The sequence below is a fragment of the Pseudomonas sp. NPDC089422 genome, from assembly GCF_044749405.1.
Classification (GTDB): domain Bacteria; phylum Pseudomonadota; class Gammaproteobacteria; order Pseudomonadales; family Pseudomonadaceae; genus Aquipseudomonas.
The window spans coordinates 383,124-400,226 of the sequence record NZ_JBIVHW010000006.1; the positions used below are offsets into that span (position 1 = coordinate 383,124).

General features: G+C 62.4%; 18 protein-coding genes. 8 read left to right on the forward strand and 10 right to left on the reverse strand.

Features of this window, described 5'->3' with window-relative positions; all coding sequences use genetic code 11:
- Window positions 1-3: 3 nt before the first annotated feature.
- Window positions 4-1,884: an esterase EstP gene (estP, locus tag ACIPZ8_RS14280; RefSeq protein ID WP_400724062.1), complete on the reverse strand. Its 1,881-nt coding sequence runs from the start codon at window positions 1,882-1,884 to the stop codon at window positions 4-6.
- 375 nt (window positions 1,885-2,259) lie between these two features.
- Between estP and ACIPZ8_RS14285 the strand changes: the two genes are divergently transcribed.
- The 4 genes from ACIPZ8_RS14285 to ACIPZ8_RS14300 all read left to right on the forward strand — a co-directional run bounded on the left by ACIPZ8_RS14285 (window position 2,260) and on the right by ACIPZ8_RS14300 (window position 5,553).
- Window positions 2,260-2,853, forward strand: a complete 594-nt coding sequence (locus ACIPZ8_RS14285) for an aminodeoxychorismate/anthranilate synthase component II (protein WP_054885201.1) — start codon at window positions 2,260-2,262, stop codon at window positions 2,851-2,853.
- A gap of 9 nt (window positions 2,854-2,862) precedes the next feature.
- Window positions 2,863-3,912, forward strand: a complete 1,050-nt coding sequence (gene trpD, locus ACIPZ8_RS14290) for an anthranilate phosphoribosyltransferase (RefSeq protein WP_400724065.1) — start codon at window positions 2,863-2,865, stop codon at window positions 3,910-3,912.
- Window positions 3,909-4,742 (forward strand): indole-3-glycerol phosphate synthase TrpC, encoded by an 834-nt coding sequence (gene trpC, locus ACIPZ8_RS14295; protein ID WP_400724068.1) that lies wholly within the window; start codon window positions 3,909-3,911, stop codon window positions 4,740-4,742. The genes trpD and trpC overlap by 4 nt, the downstream gene beginning before the upstream one ends.
- 106 nt (window positions 4,743-4,848) lie before the next feature.
- A complete protein-coding gene (locus ACIPZ8_RS14300) occupies window positions 4,849-5,553 on the forward strand; it encodes a biotin/lipoate A/B protein ligase family protein (RefSeq protein WP_400724070.1) in 705 nt (234 codons plus the stop codon).
- Here ACIPZ8_RS14300 and crp read toward each other — a convergent pair.
- Window positions 5,550-6,194, reverse strand: coding sequence for a cAMP-activated global transcriptional regulator CRP (gene crp / locus ACIPZ8_RS14305; RefSeq protein WP_400724072.1), 645 nt, complete (start codon window positions 6,192-6,194; stop codon window positions 5,550-5,552). The two genes, ACIPZ8_RS14300 and crp, sit on opposite strands and share 4 nt — an antisense overlap.
- Before the next feature lie 191 nt (window positions 6,195-6,385).
- Here crp and ACIPZ8_RS14310 point away from each other — a divergent pair, with 191 nt between their 5' ends.
- Window positions 6,386-6,808, forward strand: a complete 423-nt coding sequence (locus ACIPZ8_RS14310) for an OsmC family protein (protein ID WP_400724073.1) — start codon at window positions 6,386-6,388, stop codon at window positions 6,806-6,808.
- Window positions 6,809-6,851: 43 nt separating this feature from the next.
- Here the strand turns inward: ACIPZ8_RS14310 and ACIPZ8_RS14315 are convergent, their stop codons facing one another.
- The 6 genes from ACIPZ8_RS14315 to hemJ form a co-directional block, all read right to left on the reverse strand.
- Complete coding sequence (locus ACIPZ8_RS14315) at window positions 6,852-7,892, reverse strand: DUF2157 domain-containing protein (RefSeq protein ID WP_400724075.1); 1,041 nt, start codon at window positions 7,890-7,892, stop codon at window positions 6,852-6,854.
- Window positions 7,893-7,905: 13 nt separating this feature from the next.
- Window positions 7,906-8,553: a 2-polyprenyl-3-methyl-6-methoxy-1,4-benzoquinone monooxygenase gene (gene coq7 / locus ACIPZ8_RS14320; protein ID WP_400654580.1), complete on the reverse strand. Its 648-nt coding sequence runs from the start codon at window positions 8,551-8,553 to the stop codon at window positions 7,906-7,908.
- A 66-nt stretch (window positions 8,554-8,619) separates the two neighbouring features.
- Window positions 8,620-8,958, reverse strand: a complete 339-nt coding sequence (locus tag ACIPZ8_RS14325) for a histidine triad nucleotide-binding protein (protein ID WP_294336836.1) — start codon at window positions 8,956-8,958, stop codon at window positions 8,620-8,622.
- Window positions 8,959-9,020: 62 nt separating this feature from the next.
- Window positions 9,021-9,803, reverse strand: a complete 783-nt coding sequence (locus tag ACIPZ8_RS14330; RefSeq protein ID WP_400724077.1) for an SDR family NAD(P)-dependent oxidoreductase — start codon at window positions 9,801-9,803, stop codon at window positions 9,021-9,023.
- 67 nt (window positions 9,804-9,870) lie between these two features.
- Window positions 9,871-10,827: an NAD(P)H-dependent flavin oxidoreductase gene (locus ACIPZ8_RS14335; RefSeq protein ID WP_400724079.1), complete on the reverse strand. Its 957-nt coding sequence runs from the start codon at window positions 10,825-10,827 to the stop codon at window positions 9,871-9,873.
- Between the two features lie 23 nt (window positions 10,828-10,850).
- The gene (hemJ, locus tag ACIPZ8_RS14340) at window positions 10,851-11,276 is read right to left on the reverse strand and encodes a protoporphyrinogen oxidase HemJ (RefSeq protein ID WP_054885191.1); all 426 of its coding nucleotides are present in this window, start codon (window positions 11,274-11,276) and stop codon (window positions 10,851-10,853) included.
- Between the two features lie 142 nt (window positions 11,277-11,418).
- Here hemJ and argC point away from each other — a divergent pair, with 142 nt between their 5' ends.
- Both argC and erpA read left to right on the forward strand, forming a co-directional pair.
- On the forward strand, window positions 11,419-12,453 hold the full coding sequence (gene argC, locus ACIPZ8_RS14345) for an N-acetyl-gamma-glutamyl-phosphate reductase (RefSeq protein WP_060484764.1): 1,035 nt from the start codon (window positions 11,419-11,421) through the stop codon (window positions 12,451-12,453).
- 146 nt (window positions 12,454-12,599) lie between these two features.
- Window positions 12,600-12,950 (forward strand): iron-sulfur cluster insertion protein ErpA, encoded by a 351-nt coding sequence (gene erpA / locus ACIPZ8_RS14350; RefSeq protein ID WP_015268740.1) that lies wholly within the window; start codon window positions 12,600-12,602, stop codon window positions 12,948-12,950.
- Between the two features lie 58 nt (window positions 12,951-13,008).
- Here the strand turns inward: erpA and ACIPZ8_RS14355 are convergent, their stop codons facing one another.
- Together ACIPZ8_RS14355 and ACIPZ8_RS14360 are read right to left on the reverse strand one after the other, a co-directional pair.
- Window positions 13,009-14,100, reverse strand: a complete 1,092-nt coding sequence (locus tag ACIPZ8_RS14355) for an anhydro-N-acetylmuramic acid kinase (RefSeq protein WP_400724084.1) — start codon at window positions 14,098-14,100, stop codon at window positions 13,009-13,011.
- 3 nt (window positions 14,101-14,103) lie between these two features.
- Window positions 14,104-15,522 (reverse strand): peptidoglycan DD-metalloendopeptidase family protein, encoded by a 1,419-nt coding sequence (locus ACIPZ8_RS14360; RefSeq protein ID WP_400724087.1) that lies wholly within the window; start codon window positions 15,520-15,522, stop codon window positions 14,104-14,106.
- A 215-nt stretch (window positions 15,523-15,737) separates the two neighbouring features.
- On the opposite strand from ACIPZ8_RS14360, the gene tyrS reads away from it, so the two are divergent.
- Window positions 15,738-16,937 carry a tyrosine--tRNA ligase gene (gene tyrS / locus ACIPZ8_RS14365; protein ID WP_400724090.1) on the forward strand — a complete coding sequence of 400 codons (1,200 nt, stop codon included), beginning with the start codon at window positions 15,738-15,740 and terminating at the stop codon, window positions 16,935-16,937.
- Window positions 16,938-17,103 lie beyond the last annotated feature (166 nt).

Genomic DNA, 17,103 nt, shown 5'->3' on the forward strand with positions numbered 1-17,103 from the left:
GATCTAGAAGTCCACGCTGACCCCAAGGCTTACACCTTGCTGCGTCAACTCATCACTCTTGCGCCAGTTGTAGTTCCCGCGCAGGTGCACCCCCGTCACCAGCTCATGAGTCACCCCCAGGCTCGCCCGGGTCAGGTCGCTATGGGGCGTATATCCGGTCAAGGTGAAGTCATTCGCGGGCAATGTCGTCAGATGCATTGTCACATCCTGCTGGTCATCCTCGAACTCATGCTCCTGGGCCACCTCGGCGAACAGCCGGGTACTCGGCAATACCTGCACGCTGCCTAGCAACCCAACGCCCAGGCGCCGTGAAGTCCGCTCCTGGTCATCGAAGCCCAGGGCTGTCGAGCGCCCGCTCTTCTCGTCATAGCCATCGACCTTCACCCGCGCATAATCAGCACTGATAAAAGGTGCCAGTTGCCATCTGCTGGTGTCGGCCGCCAGGTTGTAGCCCAGCCGGGCAGTCAACGCCCAGGCCTCGCCATCGGTGTCACCCTTCTCGCTGCGGTCGTTGACGCCAAGCGCAAAGGTGCGTTTGAGGTCGCGGTAATCCAGATGGCCGGCGCTCAGCGCGGCATCGGCCCACCAGCGGTCCTGACGGAACTGGGCGAAGGCGCTGGCCAGGTAGCTGTCCAGCTTGTAGTCAGAGTCCTGTTCACCGGCCTCCAGCTTCTGCCGGTATATGCCGCCGGCCAGGCCCAGGCGCCAGGCGTCGTTGAGCCGGTAACTGCCGCCCAGGGTCAGGTTGTAGCCATGGCCGTCAGCGCTGGCAGCACTGTGCTGGTCATCGAAGTCCAGGTCCTGGCCGCCAGTGCTGACAAAGGCTTGCCATTGGCCGACCGCCTGCCAGGGCGTTTGCCATTGGTTGCGCAGTTCGTCCTGATGCGCGCGCAGGCTGGCATGGGCCATTTCCGGCAAGAGGGTCAGCTCCCAAGGCGCGGAAATGATCGAGTAGGCATAGTCGGCAATCAGTTGCTGCCCGGCGATGGTAGGGTGCACCGAATCGTTGAACAGCAGTTTGCTCGGGTCGGGCGTCAGGCCGTTGATGCCATAAATCGGGTTTTCCACGCAGCCTTCGCCGCTGTAGCAGGTGCCAACCAGGTTCTGGCCGGTGGCCAGGCCGAACTGACTGGGGCTGGCCAATGCCTCGCTCAGCAGCATGGGTATGTTCAAGGGAATGATTTCGGCATCGACCTGCCTCAGCTGGCTGAGCAGCGACTGATTGAATGCGCTGGAAAGCTGTGACAGCGGGTTCTGCTGTGGCGTGCCACTGAAGTTCGGTGTCTGCCCCAGATCGGGCAGCAGCCAGACCATGATGTAACGGGCGCCGCCCTGCTGCAGGGCTTGAGCACTGGCGGCCAGGCGACCACCGGCAGCCACGGCGTCGGCCGGGCTGTTTATCAGGCCTTGAAGGAAGTCGTTGCCACCACCGGTCAGGTAGTAAAGGGCGTTCGGGTCGGCGCGCAAGCCGTTGGCCAGATAGCCCGGCTTCTCCCGCAGTACCTGCCCGGCGCCGGGGCGCCCAGGCGGGATGATGGTCTCGGACGTGCTGGTGATCGAATCCAGGATCTGCTGGGTGGTGTAGCCGCCGACCGCCCAATTGTTGCCGTCGGGCAGCCCCAGCGCCGGGTTGACGGGCGAGGTGGAAGGGCCAAGCTCAGTCGGGCTCACTCCCAGCCGCCCTCCAAGGATCATCGGTGACACCGGGGCATAGTTGCCATTGGCATCGCGGTTGGTGAAGCGCATGCCGCCAAACTGCCCGGCGTCGCTCAGGCTGTCGCCGAACACGATCAGGGTGGAGTAGGGCGAAGGGCTTGCGAAGGCCTGGCTGCAGGCCAAGGCCAATGAGGCAAAGGTAAAACGCAACAACGGTGCTTTTCGCATCACAGAACATCCTTTTCTTTGTTTTTATCAGGACAACCCGATCGACCTTAGCAAATTGCCGCGCATCCCTCCCAAGTCCATTCGTTTCCCCGTGTTTACGGGCATATTGCGCCCGCCGCCCCGGTAGGCTACTGTGCGTGCAAGTATGAGCGAGACCTATCTTGTGTTGATCGTCAGCAAACTCTTGATGCGCGTTATCAAGGCCCACGCCCGTTGGCGTTGGCGCGCCTGACTTTATCTCCTGCCGGCCCGTCCGGCCCGTCCCCGTTTGCCTTCCTGTCCGTTTAGCGACCGCCCTTCGTGGCAAAGCCGTGCCTATGGTCGGTGTAGGAAGGTTCGTTTTTTAAAGTCAGTAGATTCTAGAGGTTTAGCCCGATGTTACTGATGATCGACAATTACGACTCATTCACTTACAACGTCGTCCAGTACCTTGGCGAGCTGGGTGCCGAGGTCAAGGTCATTCGCAATGACGAAATGACCATCGCCGAGATCGAAGCCCTCAACCCCGAGCGCATCGTCGTCTCCCCTGGCCCGTGCACGCCGAGCGAAGCAGGCGTGTCCATCGAAGCCATTCTGCATTTTGCCGGCAAGCTGCCGATCCTCGGCGTATGCCTGGGCCACCAGTCCATCGGCCAGGCCTTTGGTGGTGATGTGGTGCGTGCCCGTCAGGTCATGCACGGCAAGACCAGTCCGGTGCACCACCGCGACCTTGGCGTGTTTGCCGAGCTCAACAACCCGCTCACGGTGACCCGCTACCATTCGCTGGTGGTCAAGCGCGAAACCCTGCCGGATTGCCTGGAAGTCACCGCCTGGACTGCCCATGAAGACGGTTCGGTCGACGAGATCATGGGCCTGCGCCACAAGACCCTGAATATCGAAGGGGTGCAGTTCCACCCCGAGTCCATCCTCACCGAGCAGGGCCACGAGCTGTTCGCCAACTTCCTCAAGCAGACCGGCGGCCGCCGCTAAGGATCGATCATGGATATCAAGAGTGCGTTGAGCCGCATCGTCGGCCACCTGGACCTCAGCACCGATGAAATGCGCGATGTCATGCGCCAGATCATGACTGGCCAGTGCAGCGAAGCGCAGATCGGCGCCTTCCTGATAGGCATGCGCATGAAGAGCGAGAGCATCGACGAGATCGTCGGCGCGGTCTCGGTGATGCGCGAGCTGGCCGACAAGGTCGAACTGAAAAGCCTTGATGGCGTGGTCGACATCGTTGGCACGGGTGGTGATGGCGCCAACATCTTCAACGTTTCCACCGCCTCGTCGTTTGTCCTCGCTGCCGCCGGCTGTACCGTTGCCAAGCACGGCAACCGCGCGGTATCGGGCAAGAGCGGCAGCGCCGACCTGCTGGAAGCCGCTGGCATCTACCTGAACCTGACCCCGACCCAGGTCGCCCGCTGCATCGATAGCCTGGGGATCGGCTTCATGTTCGCCCAGAGCCATCACAGCGCTATGAAGCATGCCGCTGGTCCGCGTCGCGATCTGGGGCTGCGTACCCTGTTCAACATGCTCGGCCCGCTTACGAATCCGGCCGGTGTGAAGCACCAGGTGGTCGGCGTGTTCACCCAGGCGCTGTGCCGTCCGCTGGCCGAGGTGCTGCAGCGCCTGGGCAGCAAGCATGTGCTGGTGGTGCATTCGAAGGATGGCCTGGACGAGTTCAGCCTGGCGGCGCCAACCTTTGTCGCCGAGCTGAAGAACGGCGAGATCACTGAATACTGGGTCGAACCCGAAGACCTCGGCATGAAGAGCCAGAGCCTGCACGGCTTGGCGGTCGAAAACCCACAGGCGTCGCTGGAGCTGATCCGCGATGCCCTGGGCCGGCGCAAGACCGAAAACGGCCAGAAGGCCGCCGAAATGATCGTGCTCAATGCCGGCGCGGCGCTGTATGCCGCTGACCATGCCATGAGCCTGAAGGGCGGCGTGGAACTGGCCCACGACGTCCTGCACACCGGGCTGGCCTGGGAGAAGCTGCAGGAACTGGGCGCCTTTACTGCAGTATTCAAGGTGGAGAACGAAGCATGAGTGTGCCGACGGTGCTGGAAAGGATCATCGCCCGCAAGTTCCAGGAAGTGGCCGAGCGCAGCGCGCGCGTCAGCCTTGCCGAACTGGAGCGTCTGGCCAAGGTAGCCGATGCCCCCCGTGGCTTTGCCAATACGCTGATCGAGCAGGCCAAGCGCAAGCAGCCGGCGGTGATCGCCGAAATCAAGAAGGCTTCGCCGAGCAAAGGCGTGATCCGCGAGAACTTCGTGCCAGCGGAGATCGCCGTCAGCTACGAGAAGGGTGGGGCAACTTGCCTGTCGGTGCTGACCGATGTGGATTACTTCCAGGGCGCAGACGAGTACCTGCAGCAGGCCCGCGCGGCAGTTTCGCTGCCGGTGATCCGCAAGGACTTCATGGTCGACCCCTACCAGATCGTCGAGGCCCGCGCCCTGGGTGCCGACTGCGTGCTGTTGATCGTGTCGGCGCTGGATGATGTGAAGATGGCCGAACTGGCTTCGGTGGCCAAGGATGTCGGCCTTGACGTGCTGGTCGAAGTACATGACGGCGATGAGCTGGAGCGTGCGCTGAAGACCCTCGATACGCCGCTGGTGGGGGTGAACAACCGTAACCTGCACACCTTCGAGGTCAGCCTGGAAACCACCCTCGATCTGCTGCCACGCATTCCACGCGACCGCCTGGCGATTACCGAGAGCGGTATTCTCAACCGCGCCGATGTCGAGTTGATGGAGATCAACGAGGTCTACTCGTTCCTGGTCGGTGAGGCGTTCATGCGCGCCGCGCAGCCGGGGCTGGAACTGCAGCGGTTGTTCTTCCCGGATCAGGTAAAGAAGACTGTTCAGCCTCTGGACTGATCAAAATCGAAGCCGGCTTTATGCCGGCTTTTTTGTATGCCTGTTATGACCTCTTCGCGGGCGAGCCCGCGAAGAGGCCGGTGAACCCAACTTCAAAGGTGGATCAATGACCGATCAACCCCTGGCCCTTACCGTCGAGCAGGGCCTGCAGGCCGAGCAGGAGCTGTTGGCCGCCGTCTGTCGAGGCGAACGCGATTCTGGCGTGCTGTTCTGGCGCCCCACCGATCACGCCTTGGTCATGCCGCGGCGCATGAGCCGGCTGGACAACTTCGAAGCCGCCTGTTCGGAGCTGGCGATTGCCGGTTGGCCGGTCTTGCTGCGTGAAACGGGTGGCGAGCCGGTGCCTCAGTCGCACGCGACGGTGAACGTAGCGCTGGTCTACGTGGCCCCGCGCAGCGAAGGTGACCATGGCCGCATCGAAAGCGCCTATGAGCGCCTGTGTCTGCCACTGTGCGATGTGTTGCGCGAGTGGGGCGGTGTCGCGTCGGTGGGGGAAATCGACGGTGCCTTCTGCGATGGCCGTTACAACGTCAACCTCAATGGCCGCAAGCTGGTCGGCACGGCCCAGCGCTGGCGCCAGGGCCTGGGTGGCAAACGCCCGGTGGTGCTGGTGCATGGCGCGCTGCTGTTGGACAACGAGCGCGAGTCAATGGTCGCGGCGGTCAACCGCTTCAATGAATGCTGTGACCTGGAGCAGCGCTGTCGCGCCGACAGCCATATTGCCCTGCACGAAGTGGCGCCCGAGGCGCCCTGGTTCGAGCGCCTGTCCCTGGCCTACAACGACGTGCTGGCGGCCCTGCCAAAGGATTAACGGGTGCCGTAGACCACCATGGTCTTGCCCTTGACCTGCACCAGGCTGCGTTCTTCGAGGTCTTTGAGGACGCGGCCGACCATTTCCCGCGAGCAACCGACGATTCGGCCGATTTCCTGGCGGGTGATCTTGATCTGCATGCCGTCCGGGTGGGTCATGGCATCCGGTTGCTTGCACAGGTCGAGCAGGCAACGGGCCACGCGGCCGGTGACATCGAAGAAGGCCAGGTCGCCGACCTTGCGCGTGGTATTGCGCAGGCGTTGAGCCATCTGGCTGCCCAGGGCGTAGAGAATCTCCGGGTCCTGGCGGGCCAGTTCGCGGAACTTGTCGTAGCTGATCTCTGCCACTTCGCACTCGGTCTTGGCGCGCACCCAGGCGCTACGCTGTTGCTCGCCGCCTGCCGGTTCGAACAACCCCAGCTCGCCGAAGAAATCGCCATTGTTGAGGTAGGCGATGATCATCTCGTGACCTTGGTCGTCTTCGATCAGGATGGTGACCGAGCCCTTGATGATGAACGACAGCGTTTCGGCACGGTCACCGGCGCAGATGATGTTGCTTTTGGCGGTGTAGCGGCGGCGCTGGCAGTGAACCAGCAGCTTGTCGATGTTCTTGATCTTGGCGGGTAGGGCTGAGGCAACCATCACGAAATCCTGTTCGATGCGAGGCATAGGCTCTTGTTAGACCTTGTCTGGCGCGACGCGCCAGTCAATTGGCGCCAGCTTATCAGACAGCGCTGGAAGTTTTGACACTAAAGCGACTCGCATTGAGCTTTTCCGACAGGCATACAAGGCTTAAGCTGACACCCTTTTGCGAAATCCAGGAGTACGGACAGATGAAGGCACGCATCCAGTGGGCCGGTGAAGCGATGTTCCTCGGTGAATCGGGGAGCGGCCACGTGGTGGTGATGGACGGCCCGCCCGAAGCCGGAGGCCGCAACCTCGGCGTGCGCCCGATGGAAATGCTCCTGCTTGGCCTTGGTGGCTGCAGCAGCTTCGACGTGGTGAGCATCCTGAAGAAGTCGCGCCAGGCGGTGGAAAGCTGCGAAGCGTTCCTGGAAGCCGAGCGTGCCACTGAAGACCCGAAGGTGTTCACCAAGATCCACATGAATTTCGTGGTGAAAGGGCGTGGGCTGAAAGAAACTCAGGTCAAGCGTGCGGTGGAACTGTCGGCAGAGAAGTACTGCTCGGCATCGATCATGCTCGAACGTGCCGGTGTTGAAATCACCCATGGCTACGAAATCGTAGAGCTGGGCTGACTGCGAGATTGTGGGGCTGCACAGCAGCCCCGGCGATCGCCAGTCAGTCGCGCAGGGCCGGAAGGGCGGTCAATAACCATTCCGGCAAGCTGCTTCTGACCGCCTGGCTCAACTGCTCCCGCCGCTTCTGATACCCCAGTCCCAAGCCGATCACCCCCAGCCCGATCAAGGTCAGCACCACCGGGAACAGCAGCGAATCGGCAAATACCTCGTAAGACAGATACCCCAGATACGCCGCCACCCCCAGCGCCCCGAAGACCATGAACACCGGCCGGCGCAACAGCACCGCCACGCCCATCAACCCGAGGTTGATCAGGCAGTACAGCGCCTTGCCCAGTTCACTGTCGCTGTCCATCATCGTCAGCCCGCCCCAGAATGCCGCCAGGCCGGCCAGGTAGCCCCAATGGGCATAGTCTTCGCGGGTACGCCCGTCGACGACCAGGAACACCAGCAGCATGCCGAGCCCGAACCACAGTGACACCGTACGCCGCTGTTCCCAGGAGAAGGGCGAGCCATACACCCATTCGCTCAGATCCATGGACATGAACCAAAGGGCCACGGCAATCGGCATCACCACGAAGGGGTAGGGGATCAGGCGCAGCATCAGCAGCCCGGCAAGCACGGTGGCGGCTTCCATCAGCAGCCAGCCGCCCTGGACGTAGGTGTAGTACTGGTGATAGTCCGCTTGCGCATCATCCAGTGGCCACCAGCCCGTCAGACGTTCGATGGCGAATACGACCAACGGTACGATGCTGACCGCGACGGCGGCCAGTACACCGGCGGCAACCGGTTGCTTGCGCCCCTGCAGGTTGAGGGCGAACGCCGTGAGGAGACCGATGTAAAGCATGGCGACTGCCAGCAAGGCCCCATCGCCAATACTCATCCAGGCTTCGGTGAGCAGCCAGCCCATTGCCCCCATGATCAGCAGGGCGCCGAAGTAGAAGGCGACATGGGCAAGCTGGAAATTGCCCCGGGCGGGCGGTTGCTGGCGCAGAAACGCCAGCAAGGCCTGGTCCTGGCCTGGCTGGAGAATGCCGGCTTGCACGGCGCGCGCCAGGTCCTTGGCGTTGATACGGTCCGTCATGTATGCGCCCTTGTCAGATGCGGTAGGTGCTCTTGGTCATGACCTTGGCCAGCAGGCTCATGCCGAAACGCACCGGCATCGGGAAGCGATAGCCGCCGGCTTCGAGCGCAGACTCGGCGTGCTGTTCTTCATCCACGCGCATCTGTTCGAGGATGGCGCGGGATTTTTCGTCTTCCTGCGGCAGCTGCTCCAGGTGTTCGTCCAGGTGCTTGCACACCTGATGCTCGGTGGCGGCGACGAAACCAAGGCTGACTTTGTCGCTGACCAGGCCGGCGAGGGCGCCGATGCCGAACGACATGCCGTAGAACAGCGGGTTGAGCACGCTCGGGTGGCTGCCCAGCTGACGGATGCGTTGTTCACACCAAGCCAGGTGGTCGACTTCTTCCTCCGCTGCATGCTCCATGGCCTTGCGCACTTGCGGCAGCTTGGCGGTCAGGGCCTGGCCCTGATACAGCGCCTGGGCGCAGACTTCGCCGGTGTGGTTGATGCGCATGAGCCCGGCAATGTGGCGGGTCTGGTTGTCATCCAGTTCCGCATCCGGCTGGATGATCGCCGGCGATGGGCGGGAGGGTTGGCCGCTGAAAGGCAGCAAGGTGCGCATGGCGGTATCGGCCTGCAGCAACAAGCGGTCGAGCGGCGAGTAGTGACGTTCGGTGGCCATCGGGCACCTCCGCTGAAGTGATGCCCGACAGTTTACCTCAATCGCTCTGGAGGAGCTTGCCTTGGGTCAGCCCGGTGGCCAGTGCATCTGGCGCTGGCCAAGCACGTGCATGTGGATGTGGTAGACGGTCTGACCGCCTTGCTCGTTGCAGTTCATGACCACGCGGAAGCCATCCTCGCAGCCCAGTTCCTTGGCCAGGCGCTGGGCGGTGAACAGGATATGGCCGGCCAGGCCCTTGTCCTCTTCGGTCAGGTCGTTGAGAGTGCGAATGTGCTTTTTCGGGATGACCAGAAAATGCACTGGCGCCTGCGGCATGATGTCGTGGAACGCCAGGACCTGGTCGTCCTCGTAGATGATCTTCGCCGGGATTTCCCGGTTGATGATCTTGATGAATAAATCTTCCACAGCACTTGCTCCATGGTGAGTGTCGGCCGAGTGTACTCAGCCGGGCGCCACTCGCCCAGAGGCTATTCCATGCCGACCGGGCAGTAGCGGCGGTGGATGAAGCCGGCCAGCTTGCGCGTCAGCCAGCGTGGCAGCAGGCGCGGAGCGAAGGCCAGCCAGCGATTGCGGCGTACCGGCATGATCACTGCGCGATTCCTGGCCAATGCGCGCACTGTGTACAGCGCCACTTCTTCAGGGCTCAGGCAACGGCTGTTGCCTTCAAGCCTGGGGATGCGGCGGCGCGACGAGCGTACCGGGCCGGGGCAAAGTACCGATACCTTGATGCCGGCGGGCTTGAGCTCTTCACGCAGCGCTTCGCTGAAATTCATCACGTAGGCCTTGCTGGCGGCATAGGTGGCCATCCCCGGCCCCGGCGCGACGGCGGCCAGGCCGGCGACGTTGAGGATCTGCCCGCCACCTTGCACCGCCATCAGGTTGCCAATGGCGTGGCACAGGCGGCTCAGGGCGAGGATGTTGACCTCCAGCAGGTCTTGCTCGTCGGCCCACTCGTGGGCCAGGAACGGGCCATAGGTACGCTGGCCGGCGCAGTTGACCAACAGGTCGATGCGCCGCTCGCCTTCTTCCAGCTCCAGCACGAAACCGGACAGCCGCAGGGGCTGGCTGAGGTCGCAGGCGCGCAGCAGCACTTCGACGCCGAAGCGTTGGGCCAGTTCGAGCGCTACCGGCTCCAGCGTTTCTCGGTGGCGTGCCACCAGGATCAGGTTGCGCCCGCGCCGTGCCAGGGCTTCCGCCAGGGCCAGGCCCAGGCCGCTGGAAGCTCCGGTAATCATGGCGTAACGGGTCATGCAAGGCTCCTGGGGACTGAAGAGGGCGCCTAGTGTACAGCCTGGCCGGGCGAGTTGTTGCCTTTTGCTAATGGGCCTTGGCGCGCAATGCCTGGGAACGCTCCAGGGCAGCGTGGTACTCGCCGTGCAGGCGCTCGATCAGTGTGGCGGCAGCGGGCAGGTCATGAATGTCGCCGACGCCCTGGCCGGCAGACCAGACGGTTTTCCAGGCCTTGGCTTCATCGTCGATCGGCTTGAGCTTGCCTTGCTCGTGCCCGGATTTCAGCGCAGCCATGTCATAGCCGGCCTGTTCCAGGCTGGGGCGCAGGAAGCTGGCCGGGATACCGGACACGGCAGGGGTGTGGATGATGTCTGCGGCCTGGGCTTCGAGCAGCATCTGCTTGTAGGCCGCCTGGGCATGGCTCTCGCGGGTGGCAATGAAACGTGTGCCCATGTAGGCCAGGTCGGCACCGAGCAGTTGCGCGGCGAGAATCTCGTGACCGTGGTTGATGCAACCGGCCAGCAGCAAGGTCTTGTCGAAGAACTGGCGGATTTCGGCTGCCAGGGCGAACGGGCTCCAGGTGCCGGCATGGCCACCGGCGCCTGCTGCCACCGCAATCAGCCCATCGACGCCAGCTTCGGCGGCTTTCTCCGCGTGACGCCGGGTGGTGACATCATGAAACACCAGGCCGCCGTAGCCGTGCACCGCATCCACCACTTCCTTCACCGCGCCGAGGCTGGTGATGACAATGGGTACGCGGTGTTCGACGCACAGTGCGAGGTCGGCCTGTAACCGTGGGTTGGTTGGGTGAACGATCAGGTTCACCGCGTAGGGCGCTGGCGCCTGCAACTGTGCCAGGCCTGCCTCGATCTCTTCCAGCCAGGCCTTGAAGCCGGCGCTGTCACGCTGGTTCAGCGCCGGGAAGCTGCCGACCACGCCGTTGCCACAGCAGGCCAGCACCAGCTGGGGGTTGGAAATCAGGAACATCGGCGCCGCCACCACAGGCAAGCGCAGGCGTTGTTCGAGCGAAGCGGGCAGGGACATGGGTGAGGCTCCATCGGGTTATGTCAGAACGGTTTGACCACCACGAGAATCACGATGCCCAGCAGGAACAGCACCGGCACCTCGTTGAACCAGCGGTAGTAGACGTGGCTGCGGGTATTGTTGCCAGCGGCGAAGCGTTTGCGCTGGGCACCACAGATGTGATGGTAGCCGGTCAGCAGAATCACCAGGGTGAGCTTGGCATGCAACCAGCCCTGGCTCAGCCAGCCTGGGGTGAGGTAGAGCATCCAGGCGCCGAATACGTAGGTGGCGATCATTGCCGGGTTCATGATGCCGCGGTACAGCTTGCGCTCCATGGTGACAAAGCGCTCCTGGCTGATGCTGTCCTGGCTCTGGGCGTGGTAGACGAACAGCCTGGGCAGATAGAACAGGCCGGCGAACCAGCAGACCACGCTGACGATATGCAGCGCTTTGATCCATAGGTAAAGCATGGAGGGAGTTCCTTCAGGTAATCACGGTCGTCAGATAGTAGAGCCCAAGGGGCCGAAGGGGCACCCCAAGAGTTGTTACAGGCGCTTTGCGCCCCTATTATCGTGCGCTTTCCAGACGGCTCGTTGATAAGGGGCAAGCGTTATGATCAAGGTCGGTATCGTCGGCGGCACGGGTTACACCGGCGTCGAACTGTTGCGTCTGCTGGCACAGCATCCACAGGCCGAAGTGGCGGTCATCACTTCGCGCTCCGAAGCGGGCGTGGCGGTCGCCGACATGTATCCGAACCTGCGCGGTCACTATGACGGCCTGGCTTTCAGCGTGCCGGACAGCAAGACCCTGGCCGCCTGCGACGTGGTGTTCTTCGCTACCCCGCACGGTGTCGCCCATGCCCTGGCTGGCGAATTGCTGGCTGCCGGGACCAAGGTCATCGACCTGTCCGCAGACTTCCGCCTGCAGGACGCGACCGAATGGGGCAAATGGTACGGCCAGCCCCATGGCGCTCCAGAGCTGCTCAAGGACGCCGTCTACGGCCTGCCTGAAGTCAACCGTGAAAAGATCCGCCAGGCGCGCCTGATTGCGGTGCCGGGTTGCTACCCAACTGCCACCCAGCTGGGCTTCCTGCCGCTGCTGGAAGCCGGCCTGGCCGACCCTTCGCGGCTGATTGCCGACTGTAAGTCGGGCGTCAGCGGTGCTGGCCGCGGTGCAGCGGTCGGTTCGCTGTTCTGTGAGGCCGGCGAAAGCATGAAGGCCTACGCGGTCAAGGGCCACCGTCACCTGCCTGAGATCAGCCAAGGCCTGCGCCTGGCTGCTGGCAAGGACATCGGACTGACCTTCGTACCGCATCTGACCCCGATGATCCGTGGTATCCACGCCACCCTGTATGCGACCGTCGCCGACAAGTCGGTCGACCTGCAGGCGCTGTTCGAGAAACGCTATGCCGATGAGCCGTTCGTCGACGTGATGCCGGCCGGTAGCCACCCGGAAACCCGCAGTGTGCGTGGTGCCAACGTCTGCCGTATCGCCGTTCACCGTCCGCAGGGTGGCGATCTGGTGGTGGTGCTGTCGGTGATCGACAACCTGGTCAAGGGCGCGTCGGGCCAGGCAGTGCAGAACCTCAACATCCTGTTCGGCCTGGACGAGCGCATGGGCCTGTCCCATGCCGGCCTGCTGCCGTAAGCGCTTGCTGATGGATAAGGCCCGCCATGTGCGGGCCTTTTTGTTTGTCGCGACTAAAGCCGCACAATTCTTGACCAATTTTCTCGGAGAAGCGGATAATGCGCGTCATCGAGTTTTATGGCGGCTACTGCGCCGGGAGAATCAACATGAGCGTCGAAACCTTCACCCCTACGGCTTTGGAATTCACCCACGGCGCCGCGCAAAAGGTGAAGAACCTGGTTTCCGAAGAAGGCAATGACCGCCTGAAGCTGCGCGTGTTCGTCACCGGTGGCGGCTGCTCGGGCTTCCAGTACGGTTTCACCTTCGATGAAGACGTGGCCGAAGATGACACCATTGTCGAGCGTGAAGGTGTTTCGCTGGTGGTCGACCCGATGAGCTTCCAGTATCTGGCCGGTGCCGAAGTGGACTACCAGGAAGGCCTGGAAGGTTCGCGTTTCGTGATCAAGAACCCGAATGCCGCGACTACCTGCGGCTGTGGTTCCTCGTTCTCGATCTGAAGCCAGGCTGTACGAAAACGCCGCGCTATTGCGCGGCGTTTTGCATTCTGACCTGGGATCAGGCCGGGTAGATCGCGCCGAGTACGCGTAGCCCCTTGGCCGCCGTCACGCTGGGGCGATTGGCGGCAATGCCTTCAAGGCAGCAGTGGGCGAGCCAGGCAAAGGCCATGGCCTCGACCCAGTCCGGGTCCACGCCATGGGCGCCGGTGCTGGTAACCCGGGCCTTTGGCAGCAGTTCGGCAAGCCGAGCCATCAGGGCGCCATTGCGTGCGCCGCCGCCGCAGACCAGCAGCGCCTCGGTGCCTTGCTGGGCATTGTGCAGCGACTCGATGATGCTGCGTGCGGTCAGCTCCAGCAGGGTGGCCTGCACATCTTCTTCACGGTAGGCAGGCAGACCCGCCAGGTGGCCATCCAGCCAGGGCAGGTTGAATACCTCGCGGCCGGTGCTTTTCGGGCCGCTGCCGGCAAAGAACGGGTCACTCAGCAGGCTGCTGAGCAAATCGCCTTGCACCTTGCCACTGGCAGCCCAGGCACCATCGGCATCATAGGCCTGGCCACGTTTGCGCTCGATCCAGGCGTCCAGCAGTACGTTGCCTGGCCCGCAGTCGAAGCCATGCACGGGCTTGCTGCGTTCTATCAGGCTCAGGTTGCTGAAACCACCCACATTGAGCACCGCCAGGCGCTGGCCGAGGTGACTGAACAGGGATTCATGGAAGGCCGGTACCAGGGGCGCACCCTGGCCGCCTGCCGCTACATCGCGACGGCGGAAGTCGGCGACCACGCTGATGCCGGTAAGCTCGGCGAGCAGCGCCGGGTTGCCGATCTGCACGGTGAAACCGCGAGCCGGCTCATGACGGATGGTCTGGCCATGGCTGCCGATGGCGCGGATGACATCGGCCTGCAGCCCTTGCCTGGCCAGCAATTGCTGTACACCTTCACCTGCCAGGCTGGCCCAGCGGTTTTCTGCCAGCGCGGCGCGGGCAATCTCGTCAGGGCCGCTGCTGCAAAGGCTGAGCAGCTCCTGGCGCAGGTCGGTCGGCATGGGGAGGTAGTGAGTGGCGAGCAACTGAAGCTGCTCGCCTTGATCGATCAGGGCGATGTCCAGGCCGTCGAGGCTGGTGCCGGACATCACCCCCAGATAAAGCGCCATGGTTCAGCGCTTGTTCGCTGCGAGCATGGTGGCCTTTTCCTGGTCCATGCGGGCAATCAGTGGTTGGCTTTGCTGCAGGAAGCGCTGACGTTCGTTCTTGGCGATCGGGTCAGCCATCGGCACCTTCTGGCTCAGCGGGTCGACGTGCACGCCGTTGACCTGGAACTCGTAGTGCAGATGCGGGCCGGTCGACAGGCCAGTAGTACCGATGTAACCGATGATCTGGCCCTGCTTCACGTTGCTACCGGTCTTGATGCCCTTGGCAAAGCCTTGCATGTGGCCGTAAAGGGTCTTGTAACTATTGCCGTGGGCGATGACCACGGTGTTGCCGTAACCACCGCGGCGGCCAGCCAGTTCGATGCGACCATCACCGGCTGCCTTGATAGGCGTGCCACGCGGGGCGGCATAGTCCACGCCCTTGTGCGCGCGGATCTTGTTCAGGATCGGGTGCTTGCGGCCGGCGGAGAAGCGCGAGCTGATGCGGGCGAAGTCGACCGGGGTACGGATGAACGCCTTGCGCAGGCTGTTGCCGTCGGCGGTGTAGTAGCTGGTGTTGCCCTGCTTGTTGGTATAGCGCACGGCGGTGTAGGTCTTGCCGCGATTGGTGAAGCGTGCCGACAGGATGTTGCCGGTGCCGACCACCTTGCCGTCCATGACCTTCTGCTCGTAGACCACGTCGAACTCGTCGCCCGGGCGGATATCCTGGGCGAAATCGATGTCGTAACCCAGGACCTTGGCCATGTCCATGGTCATGCTGTGGGACAGGCCGGCGCGCTGGGCCGAGGCCGACAACGAACTCTTGATCACGCCGTGGGCGTAAGCGGTACGGACCACCGGCTTGCTGATCTCGCGGTCGAAGGTATAGCCCTTGGCGGTCTTGGTCAGGCGGATGGTTTCGAGGTTGCTGACCTTGCTGTGCAGGCTGGCCAGCTGGCCATCCTTGTCGAGTTCGAACTGCAGCACCTGGCCATGCTTCAGCTGGCTGAACTGCTTGGCTTGCTTGTTGCTGGCCAGCAGGTCGTGCACCGCATTGGCCGGCAGGCCGACCTTGGCGAACAGGGTAGACAGCGTGTCGCCACGGGAAACGGTCACTTCGCGGTGACCTGGTTCCTTGACTTCGGGCTTCTTCTCGGCGGCGGGCGCTTCTTGTGCTGCCTGCTCGGTGTCGGTTTCAGCGCCGTCGATCTGGGCGAAGGGAGAGCCCTGTTCGGCCTGGGTCTGTACCAGCGGGGCGGCGGTGGACTCATCCTTCAACTGTTCGGCCGGGCTTTCCAGCTCCAGGCTGAGGGTGGTCTTCTTGGCTTCGACTTCGCTGGAAGGAAATACCAGCAGCGCCAGGCTGAGCAGGGCGGCGATGCCGCTGGCGGCCAACAGATGGCTTTTCGGATAAAGCGGGGGCGCTTTAGGCGTTTCGTTGGTCATAGGTAAGGTGACTTTGAAGAAAAATGAATATGGAAAAGATGAATGACATGATGAAGATGAAATAACTGTATAAAATATAACCAAATCTACTTTCGCGCAAGGGCGCGTAGACGCCGTGACGCGTCGGTCGGGTCACATTTCATTTCGAAACTTGTAATTGATGGCCGATCTTGTATGGTTGGCTCCCTTTGAATCTGAGCCTTGCGGGTCTGTCTATGAAGTCGGTTGAAGAGCAGCTGGCGCTTATCAAGCGCGGTGCGGAAGAGGTGTTGGTCGAGTCGGAACTGGTCGAGAAGCTCAAGCGCGGCCAGCCTCTGCGTATCAAGGCAGGCTTCGATCCGACTGCGCCTGACCTGCACCTGGGGCATACGGTACTGATCAACAAGCTGCGCCAGTTCCAGGAACTGGGGCATCAGGTCATCTTCCTGATCGGTGACTTCACCGGCATGATCGGTGACCCGAGCGGCAAGAGCGCCACGCGTCCGCCGCTGACCCGCGAGCAGGTGCTGGAGAACGCCGAGACCTATAAGCAGCAAGTGTTCAAGATTCTCGACCCGGCCAAGACTGAAGTTGCGTTCAATTCCACCTGGATGGACAAGCTGACGCCGGCCGACTTCATTCGCCTGGCATCGCAGTACACCGTTGCGCGCATGCTCGAGCGTGACGACTTCGACAAGCGCTACACCACCAACCAGCCGATCGCCATCCATGAGTTCCTCTACCCGTTGGTGCAGGGCTACGATTCCGTGGCGCTGAAGGCTGATGTGGAGCTGGGCGGTACCGATCAGAAGTTCAACCTGCTGATGGGGCGCGAGTTGCAGCGTTCCTATGGTCAGGAAGCTCAGAACATCGTGACCATGCCATTGCTCGAAGGGCTTGATGGCGTGAAGAAGATGTCCAAGTCGCTGGGTAACTATGTCGGCATCCAGGAAGCGCCGGGTGTGATGTACAGCAAGCTGGTGTCGATCCCGGACACCCTGATGTGGCGTTACTTCGAGCTGCTGAGCTTTCGCTCGATGGAAGAGATCGAGCAGTTCCGCGCCGACGTTGCCAATGGCGCGAACCCGCGTGACATCAAGATCAAGCTGGCCGAAGAGATCGTTGCGCGCTTCCATGGTGAAGAGGCAGCGGCCAATGCTCATCGTGCGGCGGGTAACCGCATGAAGGAAGGCGAGCTGCCGGAAGACCTGCCGGAGATTGAAGTGGCCGCGGCTGAAGACTTGCCGATCGCTGCCGTGCTGAACCGTGCGGGCCTGGTGAAGAACTCGGCGCAGGCGCGTGACCTGCTCAGTGGTGGTGCGGTGAAGGTCGATGGCGCAGTGGTCGACAAGGACTTCATGTTCGTCCTTGGTGCAACCCATGTGTGCCAGGCGGGCAAGAAGTCGTTTGGCCGGGTTACCCTCAAGGCAGAGTGATAGCCTGGTGGTGTAGCTATATAGAAGCGGGGAGGCCGACAGGCCTCCCCGCTTTGTTTTCAGCGATATTGAAGTTTCTTGAAATTAAGGGTTGACGCGCTTTCGAATCCCCTTATAATGCGCCCCACTTCCAGCGACATCGGAACGACAAACTCCTTGAAATTCA

What these genes read in the sequence shown, in the direction of transcription:
- estP (WP_400724062.1), bottom strand. Translation starts at nt 1,884, where the DNA reads ATGCGAAAAGCACCGTTGTTGCGTTTTACCTTTGCCTCATTGGCCTTG.
- ACIPZ8_RS14285 (WP_054885201.1), top strand. Translation starts at nt 2,260, where the DNA reads ATGTTACTGATGATCGACAATTACGACTCATTCACTTACAACGTCGTC.
- trpD (WP_400724065.1), top strand. Translation starts at nt 2,863, where the DNA reads ATGGATATCAAGAGTGCGTTGAGCCGCATCGTCGGCCACCTGGACCTC.
- trpC (WP_400724068.1), top strand. Translation starts at nt 3,909, where the DNA reads ATGAGTGTGCCGACGGTGCTGGAAAGGATCATCGCCCGCAAGTTCCAG.
- ACIPZ8_RS14300 (WP_400724070.1), top strand. Translation starts at nt 4,849, where the DNA reads ATGACCGATCAACCCCTGGCCCTTACCGTCGAGCAGGGCCTGCAGGCC.
- crp (WP_400724072.1), bottom strand. Translation starts at nt 6,194, where the DNA reads ATGGTTGCCTCAGCCCTACCCGCCAAGATCAAGAACATCGACAAGCTG.
- ACIPZ8_RS14310 (WP_400724073.1), top strand. Translation starts at nt 6,386, where the DNA reads ATGAAGGCACGCATCCAGTGGGCCGGTGAAGCGATGTTCCTCGGTGAA.
- ACIPZ8_RS14315 (WP_400724075.1), bottom strand. Translation starts at nt 7,892, where the DNA reads ATGACGGACCGTATCAACGCCAAGGACCTGGCGCGCGCCGTGCAAGCC.
- coq7 (WP_400654580.1), bottom strand. Translation starts at nt 8,553, where the DNA reads ATGGCCACCGAACGTCACTACTCGCCGCTCGACCGCTTGTTGCTGCAG.
- ACIPZ8_RS14330 (WP_400724077.1), bottom strand. Translation starts at nt 9,803, where the DNA reads ATGACCCGTTACGCCATGATTACCGGAGCTTCCAGCGGCCTGGGCCTG.
- ACIPZ8_RS14335 (WP_400724079.1), bottom strand. Translation starts at nt 10,827, where the DNA reads ATGTCCCTGCCCGCTTCGCTCGAACAACGCCTGCGCTTGCCTGTGGTG.
- hemJ (WP_054885191.1), bottom strand. Translation starts at nt 11,276, where the DNA reads ATGCTTTACCTATGGATCAAAGCGCTGCATATCGTCAGCGTGGTCTGC.
- argC (WP_060484764.1), top strand. Translation starts at nt 11,419, where the DNA reads ATGATCAAGGTCGGTATCGTCGGCGGCACGGGTTACACCGGCGTCGAA.
- erpA (WP_015268740.1), top strand. Translation starts at nt 12,600, where the DNA reads ATGAGCGTCGAAACCTTCACCCCTACGGCTTTGGAATTCACCCACGGC.
- ACIPZ8_RS14355 (WP_400724084.1), bottom strand. Translation starts at nt 14,100, where the DNA reads ATGGCGCTTTATCTGGGGGTGATGTCCGGCACCAGCCTCGACGGCCTG.
- ACIPZ8_RS14360 (WP_400724087.1), bottom strand. Translation starts at nt 15,522, where the DNA reads ATGACCAACGAAACGCCTAAAGCGCCCCCGCTTTATCCGAAAAGCCAT.
- tyrS (WP_400724090.1), top strand. Translation starts at nt 15,738, where the DNA reads ATGAAGTCGGTTGAAGAGCAGCTGGCGCTTATCAAGCGCGGTGCGGAA.